16 protein-coding genes and 1 rRNA gene are annotated in these 22,381 nt (G+C 67.9%); 7 read left to right on the forward strand and 10 right to left on the reverse strand.

Annotated features, from left to right (window positions below):
• Positions 1-18: 18 nt before the first annotated feature.
• The 5 genes from DFO63_RS11635 to glyQ form a co-directional block, all read right to left on the reverse strand.
• Positions 19-2,166 carry a S46 family peptidase gene (locus DFO63_RS11635; protein ID WP_119006952.1) on the reverse strand — a complete coding sequence of 716 codons (2,148 nt, stop codon included), beginning with the start codon at positions 2,164-2,166 and terminating at the stop codon, positions 19-21.
• Positions 2,167-2,351: 185 nt separating this feature from the next.
• A complete protein-coding gene (locus DFO63_RS11640; protein ID WP_119006953.1) occupies positions 2,352-6,209 on the reverse strand; it encodes a translocation/assembly module TamB domain-containing protein in 3,858 nt (1,285 codons plus the stop codon).
• Positions 6,206-8,002, reverse strand: coding sequence for an autotransporter assembly complex family protein (locus tag DFO63_RS11645; protein WP_083663084.1), 1,797 nt, complete (start codon positions 8,000-8,002; stop codon positions 6,206-6,208). Before DFO63_RS11645 ends, DFO63_RS11640 begins: the two co-directional genes overlap by 4 nt.
• Positions 8,003-8,236: 234 nt before the next feature.
• Positions 8,237-10,312, reverse strand: coding sequence for a glycine--tRNA ligase subunit beta (glyS, locus tag DFO63_RS11650; RefSeq protein ID WP_119006954.1), 2,076 nt, complete (start codon positions 10,310-10,312; stop codon positions 8,237-8,239).
• Between the two features lie 87 nt (positions 10,313-10,399).
• Entirely contained in the window at positions 10,400-11,311 is a 912-nt protein-coding gene (glyQ, locus tag DFO63_RS11655) for a glycine--tRNA ligase subunit alpha (protein WP_006403404.1), read from the reverse strand.
• An 83-nt stretch (positions 11,312-11,394) separates the two neighbouring features.
• Between glyQ and DFO63_RS11660 the strand changes: the two genes are divergently transcribed.
• From DFO63_RS11660 to DFO63_RS11670, 3 genes are read left to right on the forward strand one after another with little or no spacing between them, the layout of a single operon-like run.
• On the forward strand, positions 11,395-13,230 hold the full coding sequence (locus DFO63_RS11660) for a GspE/PulE family protein (RefSeq protein WP_049446899.1): 1,836 nt from the start codon (positions 11,395-11,397) through the stop codon (positions 13,228-13,230).
• Entirely contained in the window at positions 13,202-13,948 is a 747-nt protein-coding gene (locus tag DFO63_RS11665) for a glutamine amidotransferase (RefSeq protein ID WP_014038989.1), read from the forward strand. Before DFO63_RS11660 ends, DFO63_RS11665 begins: the two co-directional genes overlap by 29 nt.
• A 50-nt stretch (positions 13,949-13,998) precedes the next feature.
• On the forward strand, positions 13,999-14,910 hold the full coding sequence (locus tag DFO63_RS11670) for a BPSS1780 family membrane protein (protein ID WP_014038990.1): 912 nt from the start codon (positions 13,999-14,001) through the stop codon (positions 14,908-14,910).
• Between the two features lie 117 nt (positions 14,911-15,027).
• Here the strand turns inward: DFO63_RS11670 and tatC are convergent, their stop codons facing one another.
• The 4 genes from tatC to DFO63_RS11690 form a co-directional block, all read right to left on the reverse strand.
• Positions 15,028-15,777, reverse strand: coding sequence for a twin-arginine translocase subunit TatC (tatC, locus tag DFO63_RS11675; protein ID WP_014038991.1), 750 nt, complete (start codon positions 15,775-15,777; stop codon positions 15,028-15,030).
• Positions 15,774-16,232, reverse strand: a complete 459-nt coding sequence (gene tatB, locus DFO63_RS11680; RefSeq protein ID WP_119006955.1) for a Sec-independent protein translocase protein TatB — start codon at positions 16,230-16,232, stop codon at positions 15,774-15,776. Before tatB ends, tatC begins: the two co-directional genes overlap by 4 nt.
• A 15-nt stretch (positions 16,233-16,247) precedes the next feature.
• Positions 16,248-16,475 (reverse strand): Sec-independent protein translocase subunit TatA, encoded by a 228-nt coding sequence (gene tatA, locus DFO63_RS11685; protein WP_014648907.1) that lies wholly within the window; start codon positions 16,473-16,475, stop codon positions 16,248-16,250.
• Between the two features lie 75 nt (positions 16,476-16,550).
• Complete coding sequence (locus DFO63_RS11690; protein WP_119006956.1) at positions 16,551-17,450, reverse strand: YSC84-related protein; 900 nt, start codon at positions 17,448-17,450, stop codon at positions 16,551-16,553.
• Between the two features lie 165 nt (positions 17,451-17,615).
• On the opposite strand from DFO63_RS11690, the gene hemH reads away from it, so the two are divergent.
• From hemH to DFO63_RS11705, 4 genes are all read left to right on the forward strand, one after another.
• Positions 17,616-18,578, forward strand: coding sequence for a ferrochelatase (gene hemH, locus DFO63_RS11695; protein WP_119006957.1), 963 nt, complete (start codon positions 17,616-17,618; stop codon positions 18,576-18,578).
• Positions 18,575-19,429: an alpha/beta hydrolase gene (locus DFO63_RS11700; protein ID WP_119006958.1), complete on the forward strand. Its 855-nt coding sequence runs from the start codon at positions 18,575-18,577 to the stop codon at positions 19,427-19,429. Before hemH ends, DFO63_RS11700 begins: the two co-directional genes overlap by 4 nt.
• A 126-nt stretch (positions 19,430-19,555) precedes the next feature.
• Positions 19,556-19,705 carry a hypothetical protein gene (locus DFO63_RS22130; protein WP_164118740.1) on the forward strand — a complete coding sequence of 50 codons (150 nt, stop codon included), beginning with the start codon at positions 19,556-19,558 and terminating at the stop codon, positions 19,703-19,705.
• A 14-nt stretch (positions 19,706-19,719) separates the two neighbouring features.
• Positions 19,720-21,825: a methyl-accepting chemotaxis protein gene (locus DFO63_RS11705; RefSeq protein WP_119006959.1), complete on the forward strand. Its 2,106-nt coding sequence runs from the start codon at positions 19,720-19,722 to the stop codon at positions 21,823-21,825.
• 465 nt (positions 21,826-22,290) lie between these two features.
• On the opposite strand, the gene rrf is transcribed toward DFO63_RS11705, so the two are convergent.
• Positions 22,291-22,381 (reverse strand): 5S ribosomal RNA (gene rrf / locus DFO63_RS11710); the annotation flags it as partial.

Raw genomic sequence — 22,381 nt, forward strand, 5'->3', positions numbered from 1 at the left:
ACCCACCAGGAGCCGGCGTTACTGGGCCGGCACGCCCATTTCCTTCAGCAGTTCCGGCGCCGGGTAGACCTTGGCCAGCAGCCAGCGCAGGTAGCGCATGTCAACGTGCACGGCGCGCTTGTAGCGCGGGTCGAACCACCAGCTGGCGCTGACCGACTCCCAGTTGCTGTCGAAGTTCAGGCCGATCAGTTCGCCCTTGGCGTTGAGCACCGGCGAGCCGGAGTTGCCGCCCGTCGTGTCCAGGTTGGTCAGGAAGTTGACCGTCTGGGTCTTCAGCGCCGGGTCGGCGGTGCTGCCGAAGTCACCCTTGGCGATCGCGGCCAGCAGCGGCTTGGGAGCATCGAACGGATAGGCGTTGGTGTTCTTCTCGACGATGCCGGCCACGGTGGTCACCGGCGAGTAGGTCACGCCGTCGCGCGGATGCAGCGCTTCGACCTTGCCATAGCTGATGCGCAGGGTGCGGTTGGCATCCGGGTACACCGCACGGCCCTGCTTGGCACGCCAGGCGAACAGCGCCTGCATGTAGGCCGGGCGCAGGCGCAGCTGCTCGCCTTCGCGGGTCTTGCTCTCGTTCTCGATGCGCAGCTGCGCGGCCACCAGCGGGCCGGCCACGGCGATCAGCGGATCGGCGGCCAGTGCCTTGCCTTCGCGGGCCGCAGCGAAACGGGACAGGCGCTGTGCCTCCTCGCCCAGCTGGGTGCCGGCGTACAGGGTATCCAGCGCCGCTGCCAGCTGCTGCGGGGTACGGCCGAAGGCGGCGTCGAACTCGGCCACGCGCTGCGCGTCCGGCAGCTGCTGGTAGCGGGTCAGCAGGGTGCTCAGCAGCGCCTTCTCGACTTCCGGCGCGTAGCGGCGCTGGACCTGCTTGAGCACGCCTTCGATCATCGCCTGGTCGCGCTGCTGGTAGCCGCTCTCGCGCTGTGCGTCCGGCTTGGCCGATTCGATGCGCAGGCGTTCCAGCAGCAGCGCCGAGCGCAGCAGCTGGCTCTGCGCGGCCATCTGCTCCAGCAGCAGGTCACGCTCGCCCACCGCCGCGCCCTGCGACAGGTTGCCCAGCAGCGCCTTGATATCGCCCTGGTACTTGCGGTCGGTGGCGGCCAGCATGGCCGTCTCGTCAGCCGCACGCTGGGCCTTGGCGTCGCTGCGCAGCAGGCCTTCCAGCTCACCGGCGGCGCGCTTGCGGTTGTTCTTCAGCGACTGCAGCTGCGAGGCGTAGCGGGTACGCGCCTGCGCATCCTTGGCGCTGGCCGCCTCGATGGTGTCGATCATCTGCTGGAACACCGACACGCGGCGCGGCAGCACGGTATCGATCTGGCCAGCGAATTCGGCGGCGGTGCGGTGGCGGTAGGTGATGCCCGGGTAACCGGCCAGCATCGCGTAGTCGCCTTCCTTCGGGCCTTCCACCGACATCTGCAGGTGCGCCGGTGCCTGGTAGGGCACGTTGTCCTTGCTGTACGCGGCCGGCTTGCCGTCCTTGCCCACGTAAGCACGCAGCAGGGTGAAGTCGCCGGTGTGGCGCGGCCACATGAAGTTGTCGATCTCATCGCCGTAGTTGCCGATCGCACGCGGCGGCGCATACACCAGGCGCACATCGCTCAGTTCCAGCTGGGCGATGCGGTAGAAATCGGTGCCGTAGTACATGTTGGCCACCGAGCAGCGCACGCTGCCGTCCTTCTCGCACTCGGCCACGATCTGCTTGCTGGCCGCATCCACGGCATCGAAGTAGGCACGGCCGGTCTTGCCACGCGCCTGCGCCAGCACCTGGTCGGTCACCTTGTCGAAGCCGACCGTGACCAGCACACGGAAGTCCGGGTTGGCCGGGCGCTCGTCGGCGCGGTCCCTGGCGATGAAGCCACCGTTGATCAGGTCGTGCTCGGGCGAGCTGTTGTACTGGATCACGCCCATCGCCACGTGGTGGTTGGTCAGCAGCAGGCCGTCGGCGGACACGAACGAGCCGGTGCCGCCACCGGCACGCACCACGGCGCTCAGCGGCGGCGCGGTGACGTTGGCCAGGTCGGCCGGATTGCCCTTGAAGCCTGCGGCCTGGAGCGGCTTGGCCAGCTCCGGCAGCTGGGTCGGCATCCACATGCCTTCATCGGCGTGGGCACCGGCGGCGAGGGTCAGGCCCAGGGCCAGGGCGGTGGGAAGGGCTTTGCGTGGTGACATGAGGCAATCCGGTACGACAGAACAGCCCGGGACCATAGCCCGTGGGGCGGGATGGGGCAACGGCCGATGGTTGGGGCGACGCGCACGGTAGTGCCGGCCGCTGGCCGGCAATCCACGTAGCTCAGGAGATACGGTGCAGCTGCCGGCCAGCGGCCGGCACTACCGCAGCCACGCATGGCGTAGCTCTACTTCTCCCGCCGCCAGTTGATCGACCCACGGTTTTCCACCGTGCTCGATTCCACTTCCACGTCGAAGCCGCGACGCAGCAGGTACTTCAGCGTGATCACCGAACCGGCACCGACCAGCGACACGCCGTAACCGACGTACAGCTTGGGCGAGATGTACTTGCCGACGCCGATCACCGAGCCACCCAGCGCGCGCGACTGGCTCACGCCGGCATCGTCCAGGCCCAGCTTGGCGCCCAGCTGCGAGGCCAGCAGCCCGCTGCCGGCAGAGAGTGCCGCCGAGGCCGCGTTGACCTGCTGGGTCTGGTCGCTGCTGGCACCGGTCAGGCTGCGGCCGAGCACCAGGTAGGCCAGCGCTTCGGACTGCGACATCGCCGGATCGGACCACACGTCCGCACGCGGCTGCTGCGCACGCCCGGTCACGTCGATGCCGGCGGTGACATCACCAATCCGGCGCTCGGCACGGATGTTGATGCGCGGGTCGGACACCGCGTTGTAGTTCCAGGTGAGGTTGCCGCGGGTGATGGTCAGGTCCTGCCCATACGCCTTGTAGCGACCACTCACTTCCAGCCCGCCATTGGCGGTCATCTCGCGGCCGGGCTTGGCCCAGACCTGCATCTTGCCGGTCAGTGCACCCTTCAGGCCGAAGCCGGTCATCTTCACCTTGTCACCGAGGCTGACCGTCAGGTCCATGTCCAGCGGCGAGGTGCGCGACTCTTCCGGATCGGCCGGGTCGAGCACCACCACGTCTTCGGACACCGAGGTGCCACGGTCCAGGCGCTCCAGGTCGATGTCGGCCTCGGGCACGTGCACGGTGCCACGCAGTTCCATCGCGGCCTTGGCCAGGGTGAAGTCGAGGTTGGGATTGGCGACGATGCGCAGTTCGCTGGTGTTGGACAGCAGCACGTTCTCGCCGTGGATCTTCAGCTGCAGCGGCTGTGCATCGCCGAACCACGACAGGCCACCATCCACGTACAACGTGCCCTGGCCGGAGTTGGCCTGCGCGGTGATCTTGGCCGAACCGTCGGGCTGGGCCACGAAGCTGCCCTTGCCCTGATCGAAGGTCAGGCCCAGTGCCGGGAATTCACCCTTGAAGTTGCTCAGCTGCGCGTCACCACCCAGCGACGGCTGGCCACGCGTACCGCGCAGGCTGACGTGGCCTTCGATCAGGCCGGTCGGTCGCACGATGTCCGGCGAGAACAGCTCCAGCCAGTACAGCCGCGACATGTTGAGGTAAAGCTCACCGTTCAGCGGCGCACTGGCTTCCCAGCCGGTCTGCATCCTGGCGTCGACGAAGCCGTTGCCCTGGAAGCCCATGCCCAGGTAGCCCTTGATGCTGGCCGGGGTCATGTCCAGCTTCAGCGAGAACTGGTCGTAGCGCACCAGCTCGCCACGGGTGGTGTCCCCCACGGCATTGCGGTTCTCACCCAGGCGCACGCCACCTTCCTTCGAGCGCACTTCCACATGGCCTTCCCAGGCGTTGCCGCGCGGGCGGATCTGCGCGTCCAGACTGACATCGCCGCGCAGGTAGATGCGGCGGCCGGACTGCGGCGGCAACCACGGCTGCACCAGCGCCAGCGGCAACGCATCACTGCGCACCACCAGGCCCTCGCGCGGCCAGTTCGCCTGTGCACACAGTGCACCACTGCTGGCGGCGGCCAGGCAGGCTTCGGACAGCGTGTAGGTGCCGCCGTTGATCGCGAACGCCGCCGGTGCACGCAGCGACCAGGCATCGCCCTTCACCGGTGCGATGCGCAACGCGGCCAGCTCGCCACGCCACTGCGTGCCCTGCTGGCGCACGCTGCCCTGCAGCTCGACCGCGCCCATCTCGTTGCGGGTCTGCGCCGCCAGGCGCAGGTTGGAGACACTGCCCTGCGCATCCACATTCAAGCGTTCCAGCAGCATGCCGGCGTTAACCTGCTGGCCCTGCACCGCCAGCGTGCCGCTGTCACCGCGCCACGGCAGGTGGCCCTTGATGCTCACGCTCTCGGCGCCGTAGCCATCCCAGTTGAGGTTGTTGCCGACCAGGTCGGCGGTGATGTCCGGCGCATCGCGCGGGCCCTTCACCTGCACCTGGCCGCGCAGGCCACCATCGGCGCCCGGCAGCAGGTCACTCAGCTGCAGCGGCTCGAAACGCGCATCAATGTCGAGGCGGTCACCGACCTTGCCCGACGCGGTCACCCGGCTGCTGCCCAGCGACAGTTTCAGGTCGCCCTGGCCCTGCGCGCCTTGCAGCGCGAACTTGCCCTGTGCGTCGAGGTTGCGCTGGCGCAGCATGCCCTTCAGCGACGGCAGGTCCACCGTGGCTTCCAGCGTTCCGGCGGTGCCCGGTGCGGCATTGGCCGGCGGTGGCAGCTGGCGTCCCTTGGAGGCCAGGTTGCCGGACAGGCGGCCGTTCCAGCCCGGCACGAAATAGCCGGGGTCGAAGTCCTTCAGCGTGGCCTTGGCGTCCCAGTCCAGCTGCGGCGCCCAGGCCACCTGGCCTTCCACCTGCAGCTGCCCACCCGGTGTCTGCGCCTGCAGCTGGTGGATCGACGCGGCCTGGTCGTTGCCGCGCACGTCGAAGCGCAGCTGCGCCTTCTGTGCATCACGTTCCACCTCGGCGCGGCCGATCGCGGCCCAGGCCTTCAACGTGCCAGCCAGGCCGAAGCGTGCTTCCTTCAGGGTCACCGGCACCGGTGCGCTGCCGGCGGTGTTCGGATCGGGCGCCGGCACATAGGTCAGGTCCCGCGCGACCACCGAGAAGTTGAGCTTCTGCTGGTCTTCCTGGCTGAAATCAGCGGTGCCCTCCAGGCGGGCTTCGCCACCGAGCCCCTTCACCAGCAGCGGTGAAACCTTCAGCACCTGGTCCTGCAGCGACACCACCGACGGTGCCAGTTCCAGTTCCTGGTCGCCCTGCTTCACCTTGCCACGCAGGTTGGCGTTGCCGCCCTTGCCGGCGGCGGTGAAGTCCAATGCCAGCGGCGCGATCGCCGAGCTGGCCAGTGCCGGCGACAGCAACGCCAGATCCAGCTCGTCGCTGCGGATGCTGGCGCTCCAGCTCGGGTCGGTGCGGCCATCGAACACCAGCATCGCGTGCAGCGGCTTGGGCGCACGCCCGGCCACCGCTACTTCCATGTGCGACAGGTCACCGCGCGCAACCAGGCCAAGCGTCGCTGCGGTACGGCCACGCGGCGCCGGCAGCACTGCCGTCACCGTCACGTCGGTGTCGTAGTCCTTGGCCGGGATGTAGCGGCCCTGGGCGGTGAAATTGCCCATGTCGCTGTCCACGACCAGTTTGTGCGCCTGGAACTCGCCGTTGGCGATCTCGATGCCGCCACGCACGCGGCTGATGTCGATCACCGGCTCGTTGGCCTGGCTGATGCGGAAACCGTCGATGGCGATGGCATCGGCCTGGATCGCCAGCGGCATCTCGATCTGCGGCAGCGAATCGGGCCACGACGGCAGCTTGAACGGCTCGTCACTCTTGGCCAGGTTCAACGTCGCGTTGGTCAGCTCCAGCTTGTCCAGCAGCAGCTTGCGGCCCAGCAGCGGGCGCAGGTCCGGCTCCAGGTGTGCACGCTCGGCGTGGAAGTGGATGTCGTCGTAGCGGAAGTCGACGTTGTACAGGGTCAGCGGACCGGCCACCGGGCCGTCCACCTTGTCCCAGGTGAAGCTGGCGCCCACCGGCAGCCGCGCTACCACCTGTGCCAGCAGCACATCGCGGCCGGCCACGGTCTGCAGCAGCCAGTACACCGCCAGCAGGGCCAGCAGTACCAGGCCGATCACGCCGGCGCCGGACCACGCCCAGAAGCGGCGGCGGCGATAGAAGCGCACGCGCGGCGGCGGCGTGTTCGGGGTCGGTGCGGGCGTGCTCACAGGTCCGCTCCGATGTTCAGGTACAGCTGGAACTGCGAATCCGGGTTGTTCAGGCCATGCGCCACGTCGATACGCACTGGGCCCACCGGCGATTTCCAGCGCACGCCGAAGCCAACGCCGGTATGCAGGTCGATGGTGTTGTCGAAGGCACTGCCGGTATCGACGAACACCGCCGCGCCCCAGGGGCCGCCATTGAAATAGTGCTCGTATTCGGCCGAGCCGATCACCAGGTTCTTGGCGCCCAGCGCGTACTTGTCCGGCGCCGGCGTGCGCGGCCCGACCTCACGATAGGCGTAGCCGCGAATGCTGCGGTCGCCGCCGGCGAAGTAGCGCAGGCTCGGCGGCATCGCCACCAGGTCGCTGGTCCAGGTGGTGCCACCTTCACCGCGCAGGATCAGGCGATTGCTTTCACCCACCGGGATGTACCAGCGCAATACCGCATTGGCCTGCACGAAGCTGGTGTCCGAGCCGGCGCCTTCGACGCCGGCACGCATCGTCGCGGTGCCGCTGATGCCCTTGCGCGGGAACATCTCGTCGTCAACGTTGACGTAGTCGGCAACCATCTGCGGGTACACCAGCGTCGAGGTGTTGTAGACCGCGTCGGTGAACTCGGTGCCGGAGGCATAGCGCCAGCGCTCGCGTAGTGCGTTGACCGAGGCGATCGCGGTCCAGTGCTCGTTGATCTCGCCGCTGCGGCTGGCGATCAGTTTGAAGTTGCGCAGGTCGATGTAGTCGGTCTGCTCGTCGTACGCACTGGCAGCGAAGGTGTACCAGCCATCGAGCCAGTTGAAGGCCGGGATGCGGTAGCTGGTGACCAGGCTCTTGCGCTTCTGCGCATAGTCCAGCTGCGTGTTCATCTTGTGGCCGCGGTTGTTCAGGAACCGCCGCTCGATGCCACCGCGCACACCCGGGCCGCTCTCGCTGCCGTAGCTCAGGCCGGCGGTGTAGATCGTGCGCTTGGCCCGGGTCAGCTTCACGTCCACCGGCACATCGCCGTTCTCGTCGGCCTGGTCTGGCCGCGGCTGGATGTCGATCACGCTGAAGTAGTCCAGCTTGGTCAGCGACTGCCGCAGGCGGTCCAGCTTGCCCTCGTGGTAGTAGCTGCCCTGGTCCCAGTACACCAGCGGATCGAACAGCTTGTCGACGAAGTAGTCCTGCTCGAAGCGCACCGGGCCCATGTTGTAGCGGCGGCCGCTGTCCCAGGTCAGGTCGATGTCGGCGGCATTGTCGGCGCGGGTGATCTGCACCTGGCGCTGGGTGTAGTCGGCATCGAAGTAACCGCGCTCGGCCAGGCGCCGGGTGATGGTGATCTTGCTGGCTTCGTACTGGGTGTGCTCGAAGCGCTGGCCCTTGCGCGGCTTGAACGCGGCCAGGTCATCCTGCAGGTACTGGTCGTACATCGCCGGGCCGGTGATGTCGATGTGCTCGCGGCGCACGGTCACCGGGGTGCCCTTGTCGACATGGATCAGCACGCGGACGTGCTCGTCCTCGCGCGGCGCCTCGACCTTGATCACCGGGTTGTAGTAGCCGAACGGTTCCAGTGCCTGGCGGGTCTGCCGCTCGGCCTGGGACAGCAGGTACTCCAGGCGCGATTCGCCCTGTTCCTTGCCGATCGTGTCGTACAGCGACAGCGATTCCTGGATGTTCTCGATGATTGCGGCGTCGTCGCCCTTGTCCAATCCCTTGATGTCCACCTTGTCGATGGTGCCGCGCGCGTGGACCACGGAGGTGGCGGCCAGCGACAGGACCATCAGCGGCAGGGCGTATTTCTTTGGCTGCATGCGGCACAGCATACCGACCGAAGGTGACGATGCGAAATGCATCACGTCATTGGGGATCGGTTGTTAAGTTGCGGTCAAAATACGCGCCTTTGTGGCGATCATCGTGATCGCAGGCGAGGATGCCGGCATCGTGCCCGATGCCGGCGATGACCCCGATGGACATCCGCCGGCGATCCGGTCCGCGGGGGCAATGCCGGCCAGCGGCCGGCACTACCGGTGGGTGCCAAGCTTGCTTGGCACCACATCTCAGCTCGACAGATGCTCGATCGCCGCGACCTTGCCCAGGCGCTCGCCCAGCATCGTCAGCAGCGCAAGGCGATTGCCACGCAGCGCCGGATCTTCCGCATTGACCATCACGCCATCGAAGAACGCGTCGACCTGCGGGCGCAGGCGCGCCAGGCGTGCCAGCACGGCCACGTAGTCCTTGTGCTGCAGGCTGGCGCCGGTGTCGTCGATGGCCGCGGTGACCGCTTCGGCCAGCGCGCGTTCGGCATCTTCCTGCAGCAGCGCCGGATCGATCTGGGCCGGAATGTCGCCCTCGGCCTTGCGCAGGATGTTGCGGATGCGCTTGTTGGCCGCAGCCAGTGCTTCGGCTTCCGGCAACGCGGCAAACGTGCCAATTGCGTCAAGGCGGCGGTCGAAGTCGTACAGCGAGGCCGGCTTCAGCTCGGCCACGGCGTTGAAGTGCGTGGCCGGCACGCCCTTGTCGCTGTAGTAGCCCTTCAGGCGGTCGAGGATGAAGTCGTACAGCTCACCCACGTCGGCCTGCACATTGCGCGCGACCAGGCCGGCGTTGGCGCTGGCCAGCAGCGCGCGCAGGTCCAGCTCGAAGCCGCTTTCGATGATCGTGCGGGCCAGGCCCAGCGCGTTGCGGCGCAGGGCGAACGGGTCCTTGTTGCCGGTCGGCTTCAAGCCTGCGGCGAAACCACCGGCCAGCGTGTCGACGCGTTCAGCAATCGCCAGCACCTTGCCCAGTGGCGACAGCGCGATGTCGTCACCGCCGAAACGCGGCTGGTAGGCCTCGTCGATGGCCAGCGCCACATCGGCCGATTCGCCACCGGCCACGGCGTAGTGGCGGCCGGCGATGCCCTGCAGCTCCGGGAACTCGTTGACCATGCGCGACTGCAGGTCGTTCTTGGCCAGCTCGGCCGCACGTTTGGCCTGCGCCGGATCGGCGCCGACCTGGGGTGCGATCACTTCGGTCAGGGCGGCCACGCGCGCCACCTTGTCGGCCACGCTGCCCAGCTTGGCCTGGTAGGTCACCGTCTTCAGGCCCTCGCCCATCGACACCAGGCCCTGCTTCAGGTCCTCGTCGAAGAAGAACTTGGCATCGGCGAAGCGCGGGCGGATCACGCGCTCGTAGCCCTTGGCCACTTCGGCCACGTCCTTCGATTCGATGTTGGCGATACCGATGAACTTCTCGGTCAGCGTGCCGCTGTCATCCAGCACCGGGAAGAATTTCTGGTTGATCTCCATCGTCTCGATCAGCGCTTCCTGCGGTACCGCCAGGAACGCGCGTTCGAAGCTGCACAGCACCGCCGACGGCCACTCGACCAGGTTCACCACCTGCTCCAGGTTGTCGTCGGTGATGCGGGCGCTGCCGCCAGCCTTGGCCGCAGCGGCCTCGACCTCGGCGACGATGCGCGCGCGGCGCTCGCTCGGGTCGACCAGCACGAACGCGGCGCGCAGGGCTTCAACGTAGTCCTGCGGCTGTGCCAGCGACACGGCCTGGTCGTGGTGGAAACGATGGCCGCGGCTGACACGGCCGGCCTGCAGGCCGAACAGCTCGGCCTCGACCACGTTGGCACCGTGCAGCAGCACCAGCCAGTGCGCCGGGCGCGCAAAGCCCCAGGCATGGTCGCCCCAGCGCATCGGCTTGGGAATCGGCATCGCCGCGATCGCCTCGCGCAGGATTTCCGGCAGCAGGCTGGCAGTACTCGCACCCGGGGTCACCGCGCGGTGCACGAAGCGCTCACCCTTGTTGTCGGTGGTCTTCTCCAGCGCGGTCCAGTCGATCCCGGCCTTGGCGGCGAAGCCCTGCAGGGCCTTGGTCGGCTGGCCTTCGGCGTCCAGCGCGATGTTCAGGTACGGGCCCAGCACTTCGCTGTGCTGTTCCGGCTGCTCCAGGCCGACGCCCGGCAGCAGCACGGCCAGGCGGCGCGGGGTCGACAACGGGCGCGCATCGCCCAGTTCCAGCGCGACGCCGCGCTTGCGCAGGCCTTCGACGACACCGTCGAAGAACGCCTGGGCCAGGCCCGGCAGCGCCTTGACCGGCAGCTCCTCGGTGCCCAGTTCGATCAGCAGGGGGGACAGTTGGCTCATCGGTTCGATCCTGTGGTGGGGGCGCAGCGCGCAACGCGTCCGGCGCCCCGGGTAGTGGGTGAAAAGCGGGTCGGTGCAGGAAGGCGGTCAGGCCTTCTTCGCACCCGGGAAGCCCAGCTTCTCGCGCTGCTCGTAGTACGCCTTGGCCACCGCCTGGGCCAGCGCGCGCACGCGCAGGATGTAGCGCTGGCGCTCGGTCACGCTGATCGCGCGGCGCGCATCGAGCAGGTTGAAGGTGTGGCTGGCCTTCATCACCTGCTCGTAGGCCGGCAGCGGCAGGTTCACTTCCACCAGCTTCTGCGCTTCGCGTTCGCAGGCGTCGAAGCGGTGGAACATCTCTTCCACGTCGGCGTATTCGAAGTTGTAGGTGCTCTGCTCCACCTCGTTCTGGTGGTAGACGTCGCCGTAGGTCACCGGCTGGCCGTCCGGGCCGTAGGTCCAGACCAGGTCGTAGACGTTGTCGCAGTTCTGCAGGTACATGCACAGGCGCTCGAGACCATAGGTGATCTCGCCCAGCACCGGGCGGCACTCCAGGCCACCGGCCTGCTGGAAGTAGGTGAACTGGGTCACTTCCATGCCGTTGAGCCAGACTTCCCAGCCCAGGCCCCAGGCGCCCAGCGTCGGCGATTCCCAGTTGTCCTCGACGAAGCGCAGGTCGTGCACCAGCGGATCGATGCCCAGGGCCTTCAGCGAATCCAGGTACAGCTGCTGGATGTTGTCCGGCGCCGGCTTCATCGCCACCTGGTACTGGTAGTAGCGCTGCAGGCGGTTCGGGTTCTCGCCGTAGCGGCCATCGGTCGGGCGGCGCGACGGCTGCACGTAGGCCGCGTTCCAGCTTTCCGGACCGATCGCACGCAGGAAGGTGGCCGGGTGGAAGGTACCGGCGCCCACCTCCAGGTCGAGCGGCTGGATGAGCACGCAGCCCTGCTGGGCCCAGAACTGGTTCAGGGTCTGGATCAGGCCCTGGAAGGTGATCGGAACGGTCGGGGTCGCGGACATGCGTACGAGTCTTGGCCGGCAAGGGGGTGCGCTAGTATAACGGCCGACCTGCGGGGCATTCCGCACCCGGGAGGAGCAGGCAGATGGAACATCGGCTGCCGGTGGGCACGCCCGGCGAGCCAGGCGGCGTCCCGCTGCCGTGGGGCCGCCTGCATTTCGAACAGGTCGGTGCGGCGCTGCTGGCCGACGGCCTGGTCGCCGAGCACGAGGGCGAGCGCATGCGGTTTTCCGCGCAGGGCGCGCGCAATGCCAGTGAAGTGCATCCGCTGGTGCTGCTGTCCAACCTCAAGCTGGCCGCCCGCGACGGTGGCGAGCTGACCCTGGAGCGCCTGACCGAATGGCTGGCCCGGCGGACCGGCAGCCGCTACCTGCGCATCGATCCGACCCGGGTCGACGTCGCGGCCGTCACCGCGCTGGTCTCCCACGCCTATGCCCGCCGCCACCGCTTCCTGCCGCTGGCAGTGGATGCCGAGCGCGTGCTGGTGGCCACCAGTGAGCCGCTGGTACAGGAATGGCGCCGCGACCTGCAGCACCTGACCCGCCGCCGCATCGAGCTGGCGGTGGTCAACCCGCTGGACCTGCACCGCTACACCATGGAGTTCTACGGGGTGACCCGCTCGGTGCGTGGCGCCCGCGGCGACGTCCGTGGCGAGGCCAACACCACCCTGCCCAGCTTCGAGCAGCTGGTCGAGCTGGGCCGCACCGGCGACGTCAACGCCGACGACCAGCACATCGTGCACATCGTCGACTGGCTGCTGCAGTACGCCTACGAACAGCGCGCCTCGGACATCCACCTGGAGCCGCGCCGCGAAATGGGGCGCATGCGCTTCCGCATCGACGGCGTGCTGCACAAGGTGTTCGAAGTGCCACCGGCAGTGATGACCGCCGTGGTCAGCCGCATCAAGGTGCTCGGCCGCATGGATCTGGCCGAGCGCCGGCGCCCGCAGGACGGCCGCATCAAGACCCGCTCGCCGGGCGGCCGCGAAGTCGAGATGCGCCTGTCGACCATGCCCACCGCCTTCGGCGAGAAGTGCGTGATGCGCATCTTCGACCCCGATGCCGCCTTCAAGAGCATCGACCAGCTCGGTTTCAGCCCGCAGGAGGCCGCCGGCTGGAATGCGCTGGTCGAGCGCCCGCATGGCATCGTGCTGGTCACCGGCCCGACCGGTTCGGGCAAGACCACCACCCTGTACTCGACGCTGAAGCGGCTGGCCACGCCGGACGTGAACGTCTGCACGGTGGAGGACCCGATCGAGATGATCGCGCCCGAGTTCAACCAGATGCAGGTGCAGGCCAACATCGACCTGGACTTCGCCAGCGGCGTGCGCACCCTGCTGCGGCAGGACCCGGACATCATCATGATCGGTGAGATCCGCGACCTGGAGACCGCGCAGATGGCGGTGCAGGCGTCGCTGACCGGCCACCTGGTGCTGTCCACCCTGCATACCAACGACGCGCCGTCGGCGGTCACCCGCCTGCTCGACCTGGGCGTGCCGCACTACCTGCTGGCCAGCACCCTCAACGGCATCCTCGCCCAGCGTCTGGTGCGCACGCTGTGCCCGCACTGCAAGCAGCCACACAGCCTCGGCGCCGCCGACTGGGCGGTGCTGGCTGATAGCCAAGCCGCATATCCAGATGCCGCCACGCCCTGTCGGCCGGTCGGTTGCCTGGAGTGCCGGCGCACCGGATTCCTCGGCCGCATCGGCCTGTATGAGTTGCTGCCATTGGGCTCGCGCCTGCGTGGCCAGATCCGCGCCGACATGGATCTGGCCGGTTTCACCCGCGCCGCGCGGGCTGAAGGGCTGCGAACCCTGCGCCAGGCCGGGCTTGAAAAGGTGGCGCAGGGGCTGACTACAATCGAGGAAGTCCTGTCAGTCCTGCCGCCCCCGGATGAACCCAGCCCCGTTCCTGATCCTTGAAACCGGCCGACCGGTGCCGTCACTGCGCCGCTATGGGCGCTTCCCGCATTGGATCCGCGTCGCCGCCGGGCTGGAAGAGCACGAGACGGTGGTGGTCGATGTCGAACACGGAGATGCCCTGCCCGACCCGCATGCCTTCGCTGGCGTGCTGGTGACCGGCTCGGCCGCCTTCGTCACCGACCACGCCGAATGGAGTGAACGCAGCGCCGCATGGCTGCGCCAGACCGCCCACGCCGACCTGCCCGTGTTCGGCATCTGCTACGGCCACCAGCTGCTGGCGCACGCGCTGGGTGGCGAGGTGGCCTACAACCCGGCCGGGCGCGAGTCCGGCACGATCGAACTGGAACTGCAGCCGCAGGCGGCGCAGGACCCGCTGTTCCAGGGCCTGCCCCAGCACTTCGCCGCCCACGCCACCCACCTGCAGACTGTGCTGCGCGCGCCCGACGGTGCCGAAGTGCTGGCACGCTCGCCGCTGGACGGCTGCCACGCCTTCCGTTGGGGGCGCCAGGCCTGGGGCGTACAGTTCCATCCCGAATTCGCCACTCACCACATGCGCGGCTACGTGCGTGCCCGCGCCGACTGCATCGGCCGCCACGGCGGCTGCGCCCGCAGCATCGAGCGCGCGGTCAGCGCCGCACCGCTGGCCCGCCAGCTGCTGCGCCGCTTCGTCCGCCAGGCGCGGCTGTCTTCAGCCCAGCCGGCGGCAAAACAGGGATAATCGGCGCCACGGGCAACCGCCCGGCCCCCTCCTGTCCTTCCCGGATGTCCATGAAAGAGATTCGCAAGCTGCCGGCCTCGGCGGGCGCCCAGTGGTTGCTGGATACGTTCTCGCTGTATCGGCGTGCGCCGCTGCAGCTGGCCCGGATCGGTCTGACCTGGCTGCTGGTGAGCTGGGTGGTCACCCTGTTGTCGACACTGATTCCCGGCGCCGCCGGCATGGCCGTACAGCTGATGACCCTGGCCATCTCGCCAATCATGTTCGGCGGCATGCTGTACGCCGTGGGTGAGATCGACGAAGGCCGCCCGGGCCTGGCCTCGCACCTGCTGCAGCCGATCCGCGACCACCGCGTCAGCCACCTGCTGGTACCGCTGGCGATCCAGGTACTGGCGGTCCTGCTGCTGGGCGCGCTGTTGTTCATGATGATCGGCCGCGAGGGCTTCACCGCCTTCAGCGAGGTCATGACCAAGATGGAAGAGATCAGCCGCAGTGGCCAGCAGATCAAGCCGGATGATGCGGCCGCGCTGGTGGCCAACCTGCCGGCCAAGCGCATCGCACTGTGGATGCTGCTGGTGTTCCTGAGCGCGGTTGCGCTGTCGCTGGCGATGTTCACCCAGCCGGCGCTGGTGGTGTTCGACAAGCAGAGCGGCATGCACGCGCTGCGCCTGAGCCTGCAGGGCTGCATCGAGAACATCGGCGCGATGATCGTGTTCGCCGTGCTCGGCCTGATCGCCGCGTTCTGCATCTACATCCTGTTCGTGATCGTGATCCAGATCGCGATGCTGATCGGTGGCCCGCTGGCCGCCGCCTTCATCGCGCAGCTGGTACTGACCACGGTGCTGATGCCGCTGTATGTCGGCGCGGTCTACGCCGCGTGGAAGCAGATGTTCGTGCACCGCGGCAGCCGCGCCGCACCGCCGATCCCGACCACCCCGACCTCAAGCGACGTCTTCCACGCCTGACCAGCACATCGGTAGATCCACGCCATGCGTGGATAGAAAAGGGGACGGAGGGGATTAAGTCGTTTATGCCCAGTGTGTGCAGCTAACGACTTAATCCCCTCCGTCCCCTTTTTTCTTTCAGGCGGCGGGCTTCTTCACTACCGACGACGGCACCAGCCAGCGTGCGGCGTGGATGCCCAGCTCGTAGAGCAGGCACATCGGGATCGCCAGCATCAACTGCGAGACCACATCCGGCGGGGTCAGCACCGCTGCCAGCACGAAGATGCCGACGATCGCGTAGCCGCGGCCTTCCTTGAACTGCTGCGGCGTCACCCAGCCCAGCAGCACCAGGATCACCATCGCCACCGGCAGTTCGAAACTGCCACCGAAGGCGAAGAAGATCGCCAGCACGAAATCCAGGTAAGCATTCGCATCCGGGGTGATCGCAATCACGTCCGGGCTGAAGGTTGTCAGGAAGTGGAACACCGCCGGCAGCACCAGGAAGTAGGCGAAGGCGCAGCCGGTGTAGAACAGCAGTACCGACGACACCAGCAGCGGCACCGCCAGGCGCTTCTCACGCGCATACAGGCCGGGCGCGACGAAGGCCCACAGCTGGTACAGCAGCCACGGCACCGCCACGAACAGGGCCACGAAGAAAGTCAGCTTCAGCGGTGCGAAGAAGGCACCGGCCGGGTTGGTGGCGATCATCGTCTGCCCGTTCGGCAGCTGCGATACCAGCGGCTCGGCCAGCGCGTTGTACAGCTTCTGGGTGAACGGCAACAGCGCAAGCAGCGCCACGCCCAGGCCCAGCAATGCGCGTACCAGGCGGCCACGCAGTTCCACCAGGTGTTCGACCAGCGAGCTTTCGCCGAAATCCTGTTCACTCATGGCTGGCGCTCCGTGCTCTGCGGCGGCGGCGCACCGGCTTCAGGGGGTGTCGCCGGCGTCGGCTCGGGAGCAACGCTCTCCTGTACCGGTGCATCGGCATGGGGCAGGCCGCTCATATGCGGCGGCAGATCCGCGGGGGCCGGTGCGCGCACCTCCTGCGCCAGCGTATCGCCCTGCTGCTGCGCTTCCTGCGCTTCGCGACGGATCGCTTCGCCGCTGGCGCGCAGCTGGTTCTCGGTGTCCTGCATGCCCTGGCGCACGTCCTGCATCTGCCGCTTGATCTCCTCGGCCTGCAGTTCGCGCTCCAGTTCCTGTTTCACTGAATCCCATTGATTGCGGGCACGACGCACCCACAGGCCGGCAAAGCGGGCCGCCTTGGGCAGGCGCTCGGGACCGAGCACCACCAAGGCGACCACGGCGATCACCAGCAGTTCGCTGAAGCCGATATCAAACACCGCGACCGCTCCGGATCAGCGAGGGGTGCGGTCGTGCTCGTCCTGCGCGGTGCGCGAGGCGTCCTGGCTGCGCGACTCGTCGCCCAGCTGCGCGTTCGGCTTGTCGTCGTCGCGCATGCCCTTCTTGAATTCCTTGACCGCCGAACCGAGGTCCTTGGCGCCACTGGTCAGGCGCTTGGTGCCGAACACCAGCAGGACGATGGCCAGCACGACCAACCAATGCCAGATGCTGAAACTGCCCATAAAGACGCTCGTTACGTTAGTGATCAGGCTGTCGAGCATAGCGCACCGGCTGTTAGCCGGCGCGCGTGACGAAAGTCAGTTTCCGCCCAGCGTTTCCGTGCGGATTTCGCCGTCGTTGACCGGCTGGAAGCCCTGCTGCTGCGGCGGCGGGTTCTGCGGGACGTTCTGCAGCGGCGCCGTGGTGGCTTCGGCCGGGGCCGCCGACGCTGCCTGAACAGGCGCAGGCACAGGAGCGGCAGCCGGGGCCGGCGCCGGGCGCGGCGCGTTGCCACCGTTGCCGTTGCGGTTGTTGCGGGCGGCGTAGGTGGCCTCTTCCAGGCGATCACGGAAGGCGACCACGTCCATCGACGGCGACCCGACGGCGCGACCTTCGAAGATCATGCGCGGCGTGGTGTTGCTGCCGTAGGCGTCAAGGTTGGCGGCATCGTCGATCTGCAGCACCGCGCCATCCAGCGCAACACCGGCGAACAGGCCGCGGGCGCGCGACCAGGACCAGATCTCGGCCTTCAGCTGGCCGTCGGTGGCGGCGGCGGCATTGCGGCCGACCGGACCGGCGGCAACGCCGGCATCGGCGCCCAGTGTGAACTTGCCGTTGACCAGATTGTCCAGGCTGCGGTCGTTGCGGAACACCAGCACCACGTCCGAAGACTGGACGCCGGCCTGGAAGCCGATGCTGCCACCGGTCAGCTTGACGAATACCGGGCTGGACCACGCGCCATTGGGCATGCGCACCGACATCAGGCCGTGGCCGCGACGACCACCAATGACCAGACCGGCCTTGATCGTGTCGGGAATGACGATGACCGCGCGGCCTTCGTCGAGCAACTTGTCAGGAATCCCCTGTTCAGGGATTTCCTGGATTTCAGCCAGCACGCGCACGGCATTGCGGGCGCGCTGGTCTTCCTGCGGTCCGGCCATGGCCTGGCTGGACAGCAGGCTGGCGGCGATCAGCAGGGCTTGGATCGGGCGACGCATGGCAGGCTCCAGAAGTCAGTCCATAGGAAGATATAGCAAGTGACTGAAATTAGTGGTGTTGTCATGAATCGCCAATGAGCGTTCCCTGCTCACATTGATGCGCGCTATGCCCGCAATCCGAACCCTGCATCCCGGCGCGGCACCGGATCGGCGACAATACACACCATGCTCGACGCACCCGATACCGCCGTGCTGGCGGTCAACCTAGGCACGCCCGAGACGCCGACGGCCCCCGCCGTACGCCGTTACCTGGCCGAATTCCTGTCCGACCCCCGCGTGGTCTCGATCCCGGCGCTGCTGTGGCAGCCGCTGCTGCGCGGGCTGATCCTGCCGCTGCGCAGCGGCCGTTCGGCGGCCAAGTACGCCCAGGTCTGGCTGCCGGATGGCTCACCGCTGATGGTCCATACCCGGCAGCTGGCGCAGGCCATGCAGGCCCTGCTGCCGACCCTGAAGGTGCGCCACGCGATGCGCTACGGCGAACCGGCCCTGGCCAGCGAGCTCGACCGCCTTGCCGCCGAAGGCGCGCGCCGCATCGTGGTGCTGCCGCTGTACCCGCAGTACTCGACCACCACCACCGCCTCGGTCGAAGACCGCGTCGACGCCTGGCAGCGCCGCAATCCAGGCGTGACCGTCAGCCTGGTGCGCGACTACTCGATCGACCCGGGCTGGGTCGAAGCGGTTGCCGGCTCGATCCGGCGCTACTGGGATCAGCACGGTCGCGGCCAGACGCTGATGTTCTCCTTCCACGGCATCCCGCAGCGCCTGGCCGACGCGGGTGATCCGTATCCGCAGCGCTGCGAGGCCAGCGCGCAGGCCATCGCCAACGCGCTGGGCCTGGGCAAGGACGACTGGCAGATGGGTTACCAGTCGCGCTTCGGCCGCGAGCGCTGGCTGCAGCCTTACGCTGAGCCGAGCCTGTGGGCCCTGGCCGAATCCGGCGTGAAGCAGATCGACGTGGTCTGCCCCGGCTTCGCCACCGATTGCCTGGAAACGCTGGAAGAAGTCGCGATGGGCTTCACCGAAACGCTGGCCGAACGTGGCGCGACGATGCGCTACATCCCCTGCCTCAATGCCGAACCGGAACACGCGCGCGCACTGGCGCGACTGGCCGTGGCCTCGCTGGCATGAATCTGCAGCCCTTTGAACTCGAGGTCGGCGGCACCCGCGTCGCCGGCCTGCGCAACAGCAGCGAAGGCCCGCGCGTGCTGGCCCTGCATGGCTGGCTCGACAATGCCGCCAGCTTCGTGCCGCTGGCGCCGCACCTGTCGTCGCTGCAACTGGTGGCGATCGACCTGCCCGGCCATGGCCACAGCGCGCACCTGCCGGCCGGTGCCAGCTACACCACGGCGGCTGCGATCTGCCACGTACTCGACGTTGCCGATGCACTGGGCTGGGACCGCTTCAGCCTGCTCGGCCATTCGATGGGCGCCGGCATCGCCAGCCTCACCGCCTCGGTCAGCGACCGCGTCGAGCGCTTGGTGGCGATCGAAGCTCTCGGCGGCCTGCGCGGCCCGGAGGAAGAAACCGCCCATCGCCTGCGCGAGCATGTGAACGCCACCCGTGCGTTGGCGCGCAAGCAGCTGCGCGTTTTCCCCGACCTGGCCGCGCCGATCCGCGCGCGGATGATGACCAACCAGCTCAGCGAACCGTGCGCACGGCTGCTGGTCGAGCGCGGCGTGGAACCGGTCGAAGGCGGCTATCGCTGGTGCAGTGATCCGCGCCTGATGCTGCCCACCGCGATCCGCCTCAGTGAAGGCCAGATCGACAACCTGCTGCAGGCCATCGCCTGCCCGACACAGGTGATCTATGCCACGCCGGCGCAGTCGTATTATCCCGAACCGATGCGCAGCGATCGCCTGCAGCATCTGCGGGATGGACGGCTGGCCGTGTTTCCCGGCAACCATCACCTGCACATGGAAGACCCCGCACAGATCGCAGACGTGATCCTGCACTTCTTCAGCAACGACAACGCCGGCTGAGCGCAGGCGTCCACGCGCTTCACTCCGCGCGTTTGCGGCCGATACATCAGTTGCGGGCCCCTGCGCCCGCTGCACGCGGGCCCGGTCGGTCCTGCGGCATGTGTCTGGTTCTGCAAGGAAGTCCGCATGCCCGCTCTGCTGCACCGTCACCCACAGGATGTGGCCACGGTGTTCCGTCTCCGCGTCGCTGATCGCGCCGCATCCCTCGAATTCCCGGCACCCGCCCTGGTCACGCCCTGCTGCGTGCGCTGCGGCGTGCTCGTTGTCGTCTGCTGATCCAGGAGCCTCCGATGTCCATTGCATCCGCCCGTCCCCCCGATACCGCCCGCCTGTCGCACCTGCAGCAGCTCGCCCGCGGCGCCGACCGCCGACTGCTGATCGGCAGCGCCGCGCTGGCCGTGACTGGCCTGGTGCTGGCCCTGCGCGGTCCGCACGGTGTGGCCGCCGCGTTGACCGCAGGCGCGCTGTTGCCCGCCTCGTGGCTGGCTGGTCCGCTGGCAGGCCGCGGGATCGCGCGCAACGGCCTGGCGATCCTGTTGTCGCTGCAGCTGTCCCTGTTGTGCGCGATCGCCGGCCTGTCGCCGGCATTGCCGATCGCCCTGCTGCTGGGCGTGCTGCTGGGCCATCGCGATCGCCTTCCGGTGTGGCTGGCCGGCAGCATCGGCACGCTCGCACTGCTGGCGCCGCTGCAGGCGGGTGCCGCGGTGGGGCCGACACTGTTGCAGGCCGCGATGCTCGCCGGCCTGACCCTGTTCCTTGGCCAGGTCGCACTGCGGCTCCGCCAGCAGACCGAAGCACTCGGCCACGGCCCCCGCCGGCTGGCCGCACTGGCGCGCGATATCGCCACTGGCGCCGATCTTGGTGCACATGCCGACACCAGCGCCTATGCACTGGGTTCGCTGGCCCATGCGTTGGCCGACACCGCACGCCATGTGCAGGCCCAGCGTGGACGCGACGCGGAGGCACACGCCGAGAACGCGCAGATCCGCCAGGCCCTCGATGCCTCACGCACCGCGATGATGATTGCCGACAACGACCACGTGATCCGCTACGTGAACCGCTCGGTGGTGGCCCTGCTGCGCAACCAGCAGGCGACGCTGCGCCAGGCCTTCCCCGATTTCGATGCCGAGCGCCTGGTGGGCAGCAGCATCCATCGCTTCCACGCCAACCCGGACCGCATCCGCGCCATCCTCAATGGCCTGCAGGTCACCCACAACGGCAAGGTCCAGATCGGCCCCGTGCACTTCGCCCAGGTGGTTACTCCGGTCTTCGACGCTCAGGGCCTGCGCCTGGGCTTCGCCGTGGAATGGCATGACCGTACCCATGAGCTCGCGCTGGAGAACGCCGTCGCCGGCATCGTCACGGCCGCCGCCGCCGGCGACCTCGACCAGCGCCTGCAGGCAACCGAAGGCGCCAGCTTCCTTGATGGGCTGACCGGTGGCATCAACCAGCTGCTGGATACGTTGGGCAGTACCGTCGACGAAGTGCGGCAGATGCTCTCGGCGCTGGCCAACGGCGATCTCGATCGACGCATGCACGGCGAGTATCACGGCGCCTTCGCCGCGATCCAGCGCGATGCCAACGCCACCGCCGGCCAGCTGGCGCGCATGGTCGGCCGCATCCAGCAGTGCGCATCCTCGATCAGCACCGCTGCGAGCGAAATCGCTGCGGGCAATGGCGCGCTGTCCGAGCGCAGCGAGCGCCAGGCGGCGCACCTGCAGGAAACCGCCGCCTCGATGGAAGAGCTGACCGCCACCGTGCGCCAGAACGCTGCCCATGCACGCGAGGCCAGCCAGCTGGCGGTCACCACGCAGGCCGCCGCCAGTGACGGCAACATCGCCATGCAGCGCGTGGTCGATACCATGCAGGCAATTGAAGGTGCATCGAAGCGCATCGGCGATATCACCGGCGTGATCGACGGCATCGCCTTCCAGACCAATATCCTGGCGTTGAACGCAGCGGTGGAAGCCGCCCGCGCCGGCGAGCAGGGCCGTGGCTTCGCCGTGGTGGCCAGCGAGGTGCGCGTGCTGGCGCAGCGTTCCGCCGCCGCCGCACAGGAAATCAAGAAGCTGATCGATGAGGCCGGTCGCCAGGTGGGCGAAGGCGCACAGCTGGTGGCCGACGCGGGCCAGCGGATGCAGGGAATTGTCGGGGGCGTGGAGAATGTCAGCCACCTGATGCACGAGATCTCGGCGGCCTCGCAGGAGCAGTCGGTCGGCATCGAGCAGATCAACCAGACCGTGGTGCAGATGGATCAGGCCACACAGCAGAATGCCGCGCTGGTGGAGGAAGCCACCGCAGCCGCACGCGAGCTGCAATCGCAGGCGGGTACGCTTACCGAAGCGGTGTCGGTGTTCCGCCAGCAGGAACCGCATGAGGTCTCGCGGGCCGCCTGATCCGGGCCTGCAATTCGATCCTGATCAAGACGGCGCCCTCAGGGCGCCGTTTTTTTGCCTGCTTTTGCGTGATGGGTCAGGAAAAGACCGCTTTCGGGCCTGCCGTGAGGAACGACCAACCCTGGTTGGCGTCGCATCCACACACGACATGGATCAACCGGTAGTGCCGGCCGCTGGCCGGCAATCACAGCGACACGCACTGTCTGACCCGCTGCCGGGGTTGGCACCGCTCTTCGCAGGGACAGCCCATCCACGCGTGGCGTGGATCTACTGTGGGTCCGCCTGCACTCGGTAGTCGCCAACCTTGGTTGGCGCTGTGGCTGCCCGCGGAGAATATCCACGCATGGCGCGGATCTACCGGCCGACCTGCAGCCAGAGGGGTGCCGGCCAGCGGCCGGCACTATCTGCATTTTCTGCACACAAAGAAAAACCCCGCTGCGTGAGCAGCGGGGTTTTGGGTATAAACCCTGGCGATGACCTACTCTCGCATGGCTTGAGCCACACTACCATCGGCGCAGCTGCGTTTCACTTCCGAGTTCGGGATGGGATCGGGTGG

The organism is Stenotrophomonas sp. AG209, from assembly GCF_003550055.1.
In the GTDB taxonomy this organism is placed as follows: domain Bacteria; phylum Pseudomonadota; class Gammaproteobacteria; order Xanthomonadales; family Xanthomonadaceae; genus Stenotrophomonas.

Excerpts from the sequence above, each read along its gene's own strand:
- DFO63_RS11645 (WP_083663084.1), bottom strand. The coding sequence starts at position 8,002 with ATGCTGTGCCGCATGCAGCCAAAGAAATACGCCCTGCCGCTGATGGTC.
- DFO63_RS11670 (WP_014038990.1), top strand. The coding sequence starts at position 13,999 with ATGAAAGAGATTCGCAAGCTGCCGGCCTCGGCGGGCGCCCAGTGGTTG.
- DFO63_RS11635 (WP_119006952.1), bottom strand. The coding sequence starts at position 2,166 with ATGTCACCACGCAAAGCCCTTCCCACCGCCCTGGCCCTGGGCCTGACC.
- DFO63_RS11700 (WP_119006958.1), top strand. The coding sequence starts at position 18,575 with ATGAATCTGCAGCCCTTTGAACTCGAGGTCGGCGGCACCCGCGTCGCC.
- glyS (WP_119006954.1), bottom strand. The coding sequence starts at position 10,312 with ATGAGCCAACTGTCCCCCCTGCTGATCGAACTGGGCACCGAGGAGCTG.
- DFO63_RS11705 (WP_119006959.1), top strand. The coding sequence starts at position 19,720 with ATGTCCATTGCATCCGCCCGTCCCCCCGATACCGCCCGCCTGTCGCAC.
- tatC (WP_014038991.1), bottom strand. The coding sequence starts at position 15,777 with ATGAGTGAACAGGATTTCGGCGAAAGCTCGCTGGTCGAACACCTGGTG.
- DFO63_RS11665 (WP_014038989.1), top strand. The coding sequence starts at position 13,202 with ATGAACCCAGCCCCGTTCCTGATCCTTGAAACCGGCCGACCGGTGCCG.
- hemH (WP_119006957.1), top strand. The coding sequence starts at position 17,616 with ATGCTCGACGCACCCGATACCGCCGTGCTGGCGGTCAACCTAGGCACG.
- DFO63_RS22130 (WP_164118740.1), top strand. The coding sequence starts at position 19,556 with ATGCCCGCTCTGCTGCACCGTCACCCACAGGATGTGGCCACGGTGTTC.
- DFO63_RS11660 (WP_049446899.1), top strand. The coding sequence starts at position 11,395 with ATGGAACATCGGCTGCCGGTGGGCACGCCCGGCGAGCCAGGCGGCGTC.
- DFO63_RS11690 (WP_119006956.1), bottom strand. The coding sequence starts at position 17,450 with ATGCGTCGCCCGATCCAAGCCCTGCTGATCGCCGCCAGCCTGCTGTCC.
- glyQ (WP_006403404.1), bottom strand. The coding sequence starts at position 11,311 with ATGTCCGCGACCCCGACCGTTCCGATCACCTTCCAGGGCCTGATCCAG.
- tatA (WP_014648907.1), bottom strand. The coding sequence starts at position 16,475 with ATGGGCAGTTTCAGCATCTGGCATTGGTTGGTCGTGCTGGCCATCGTC.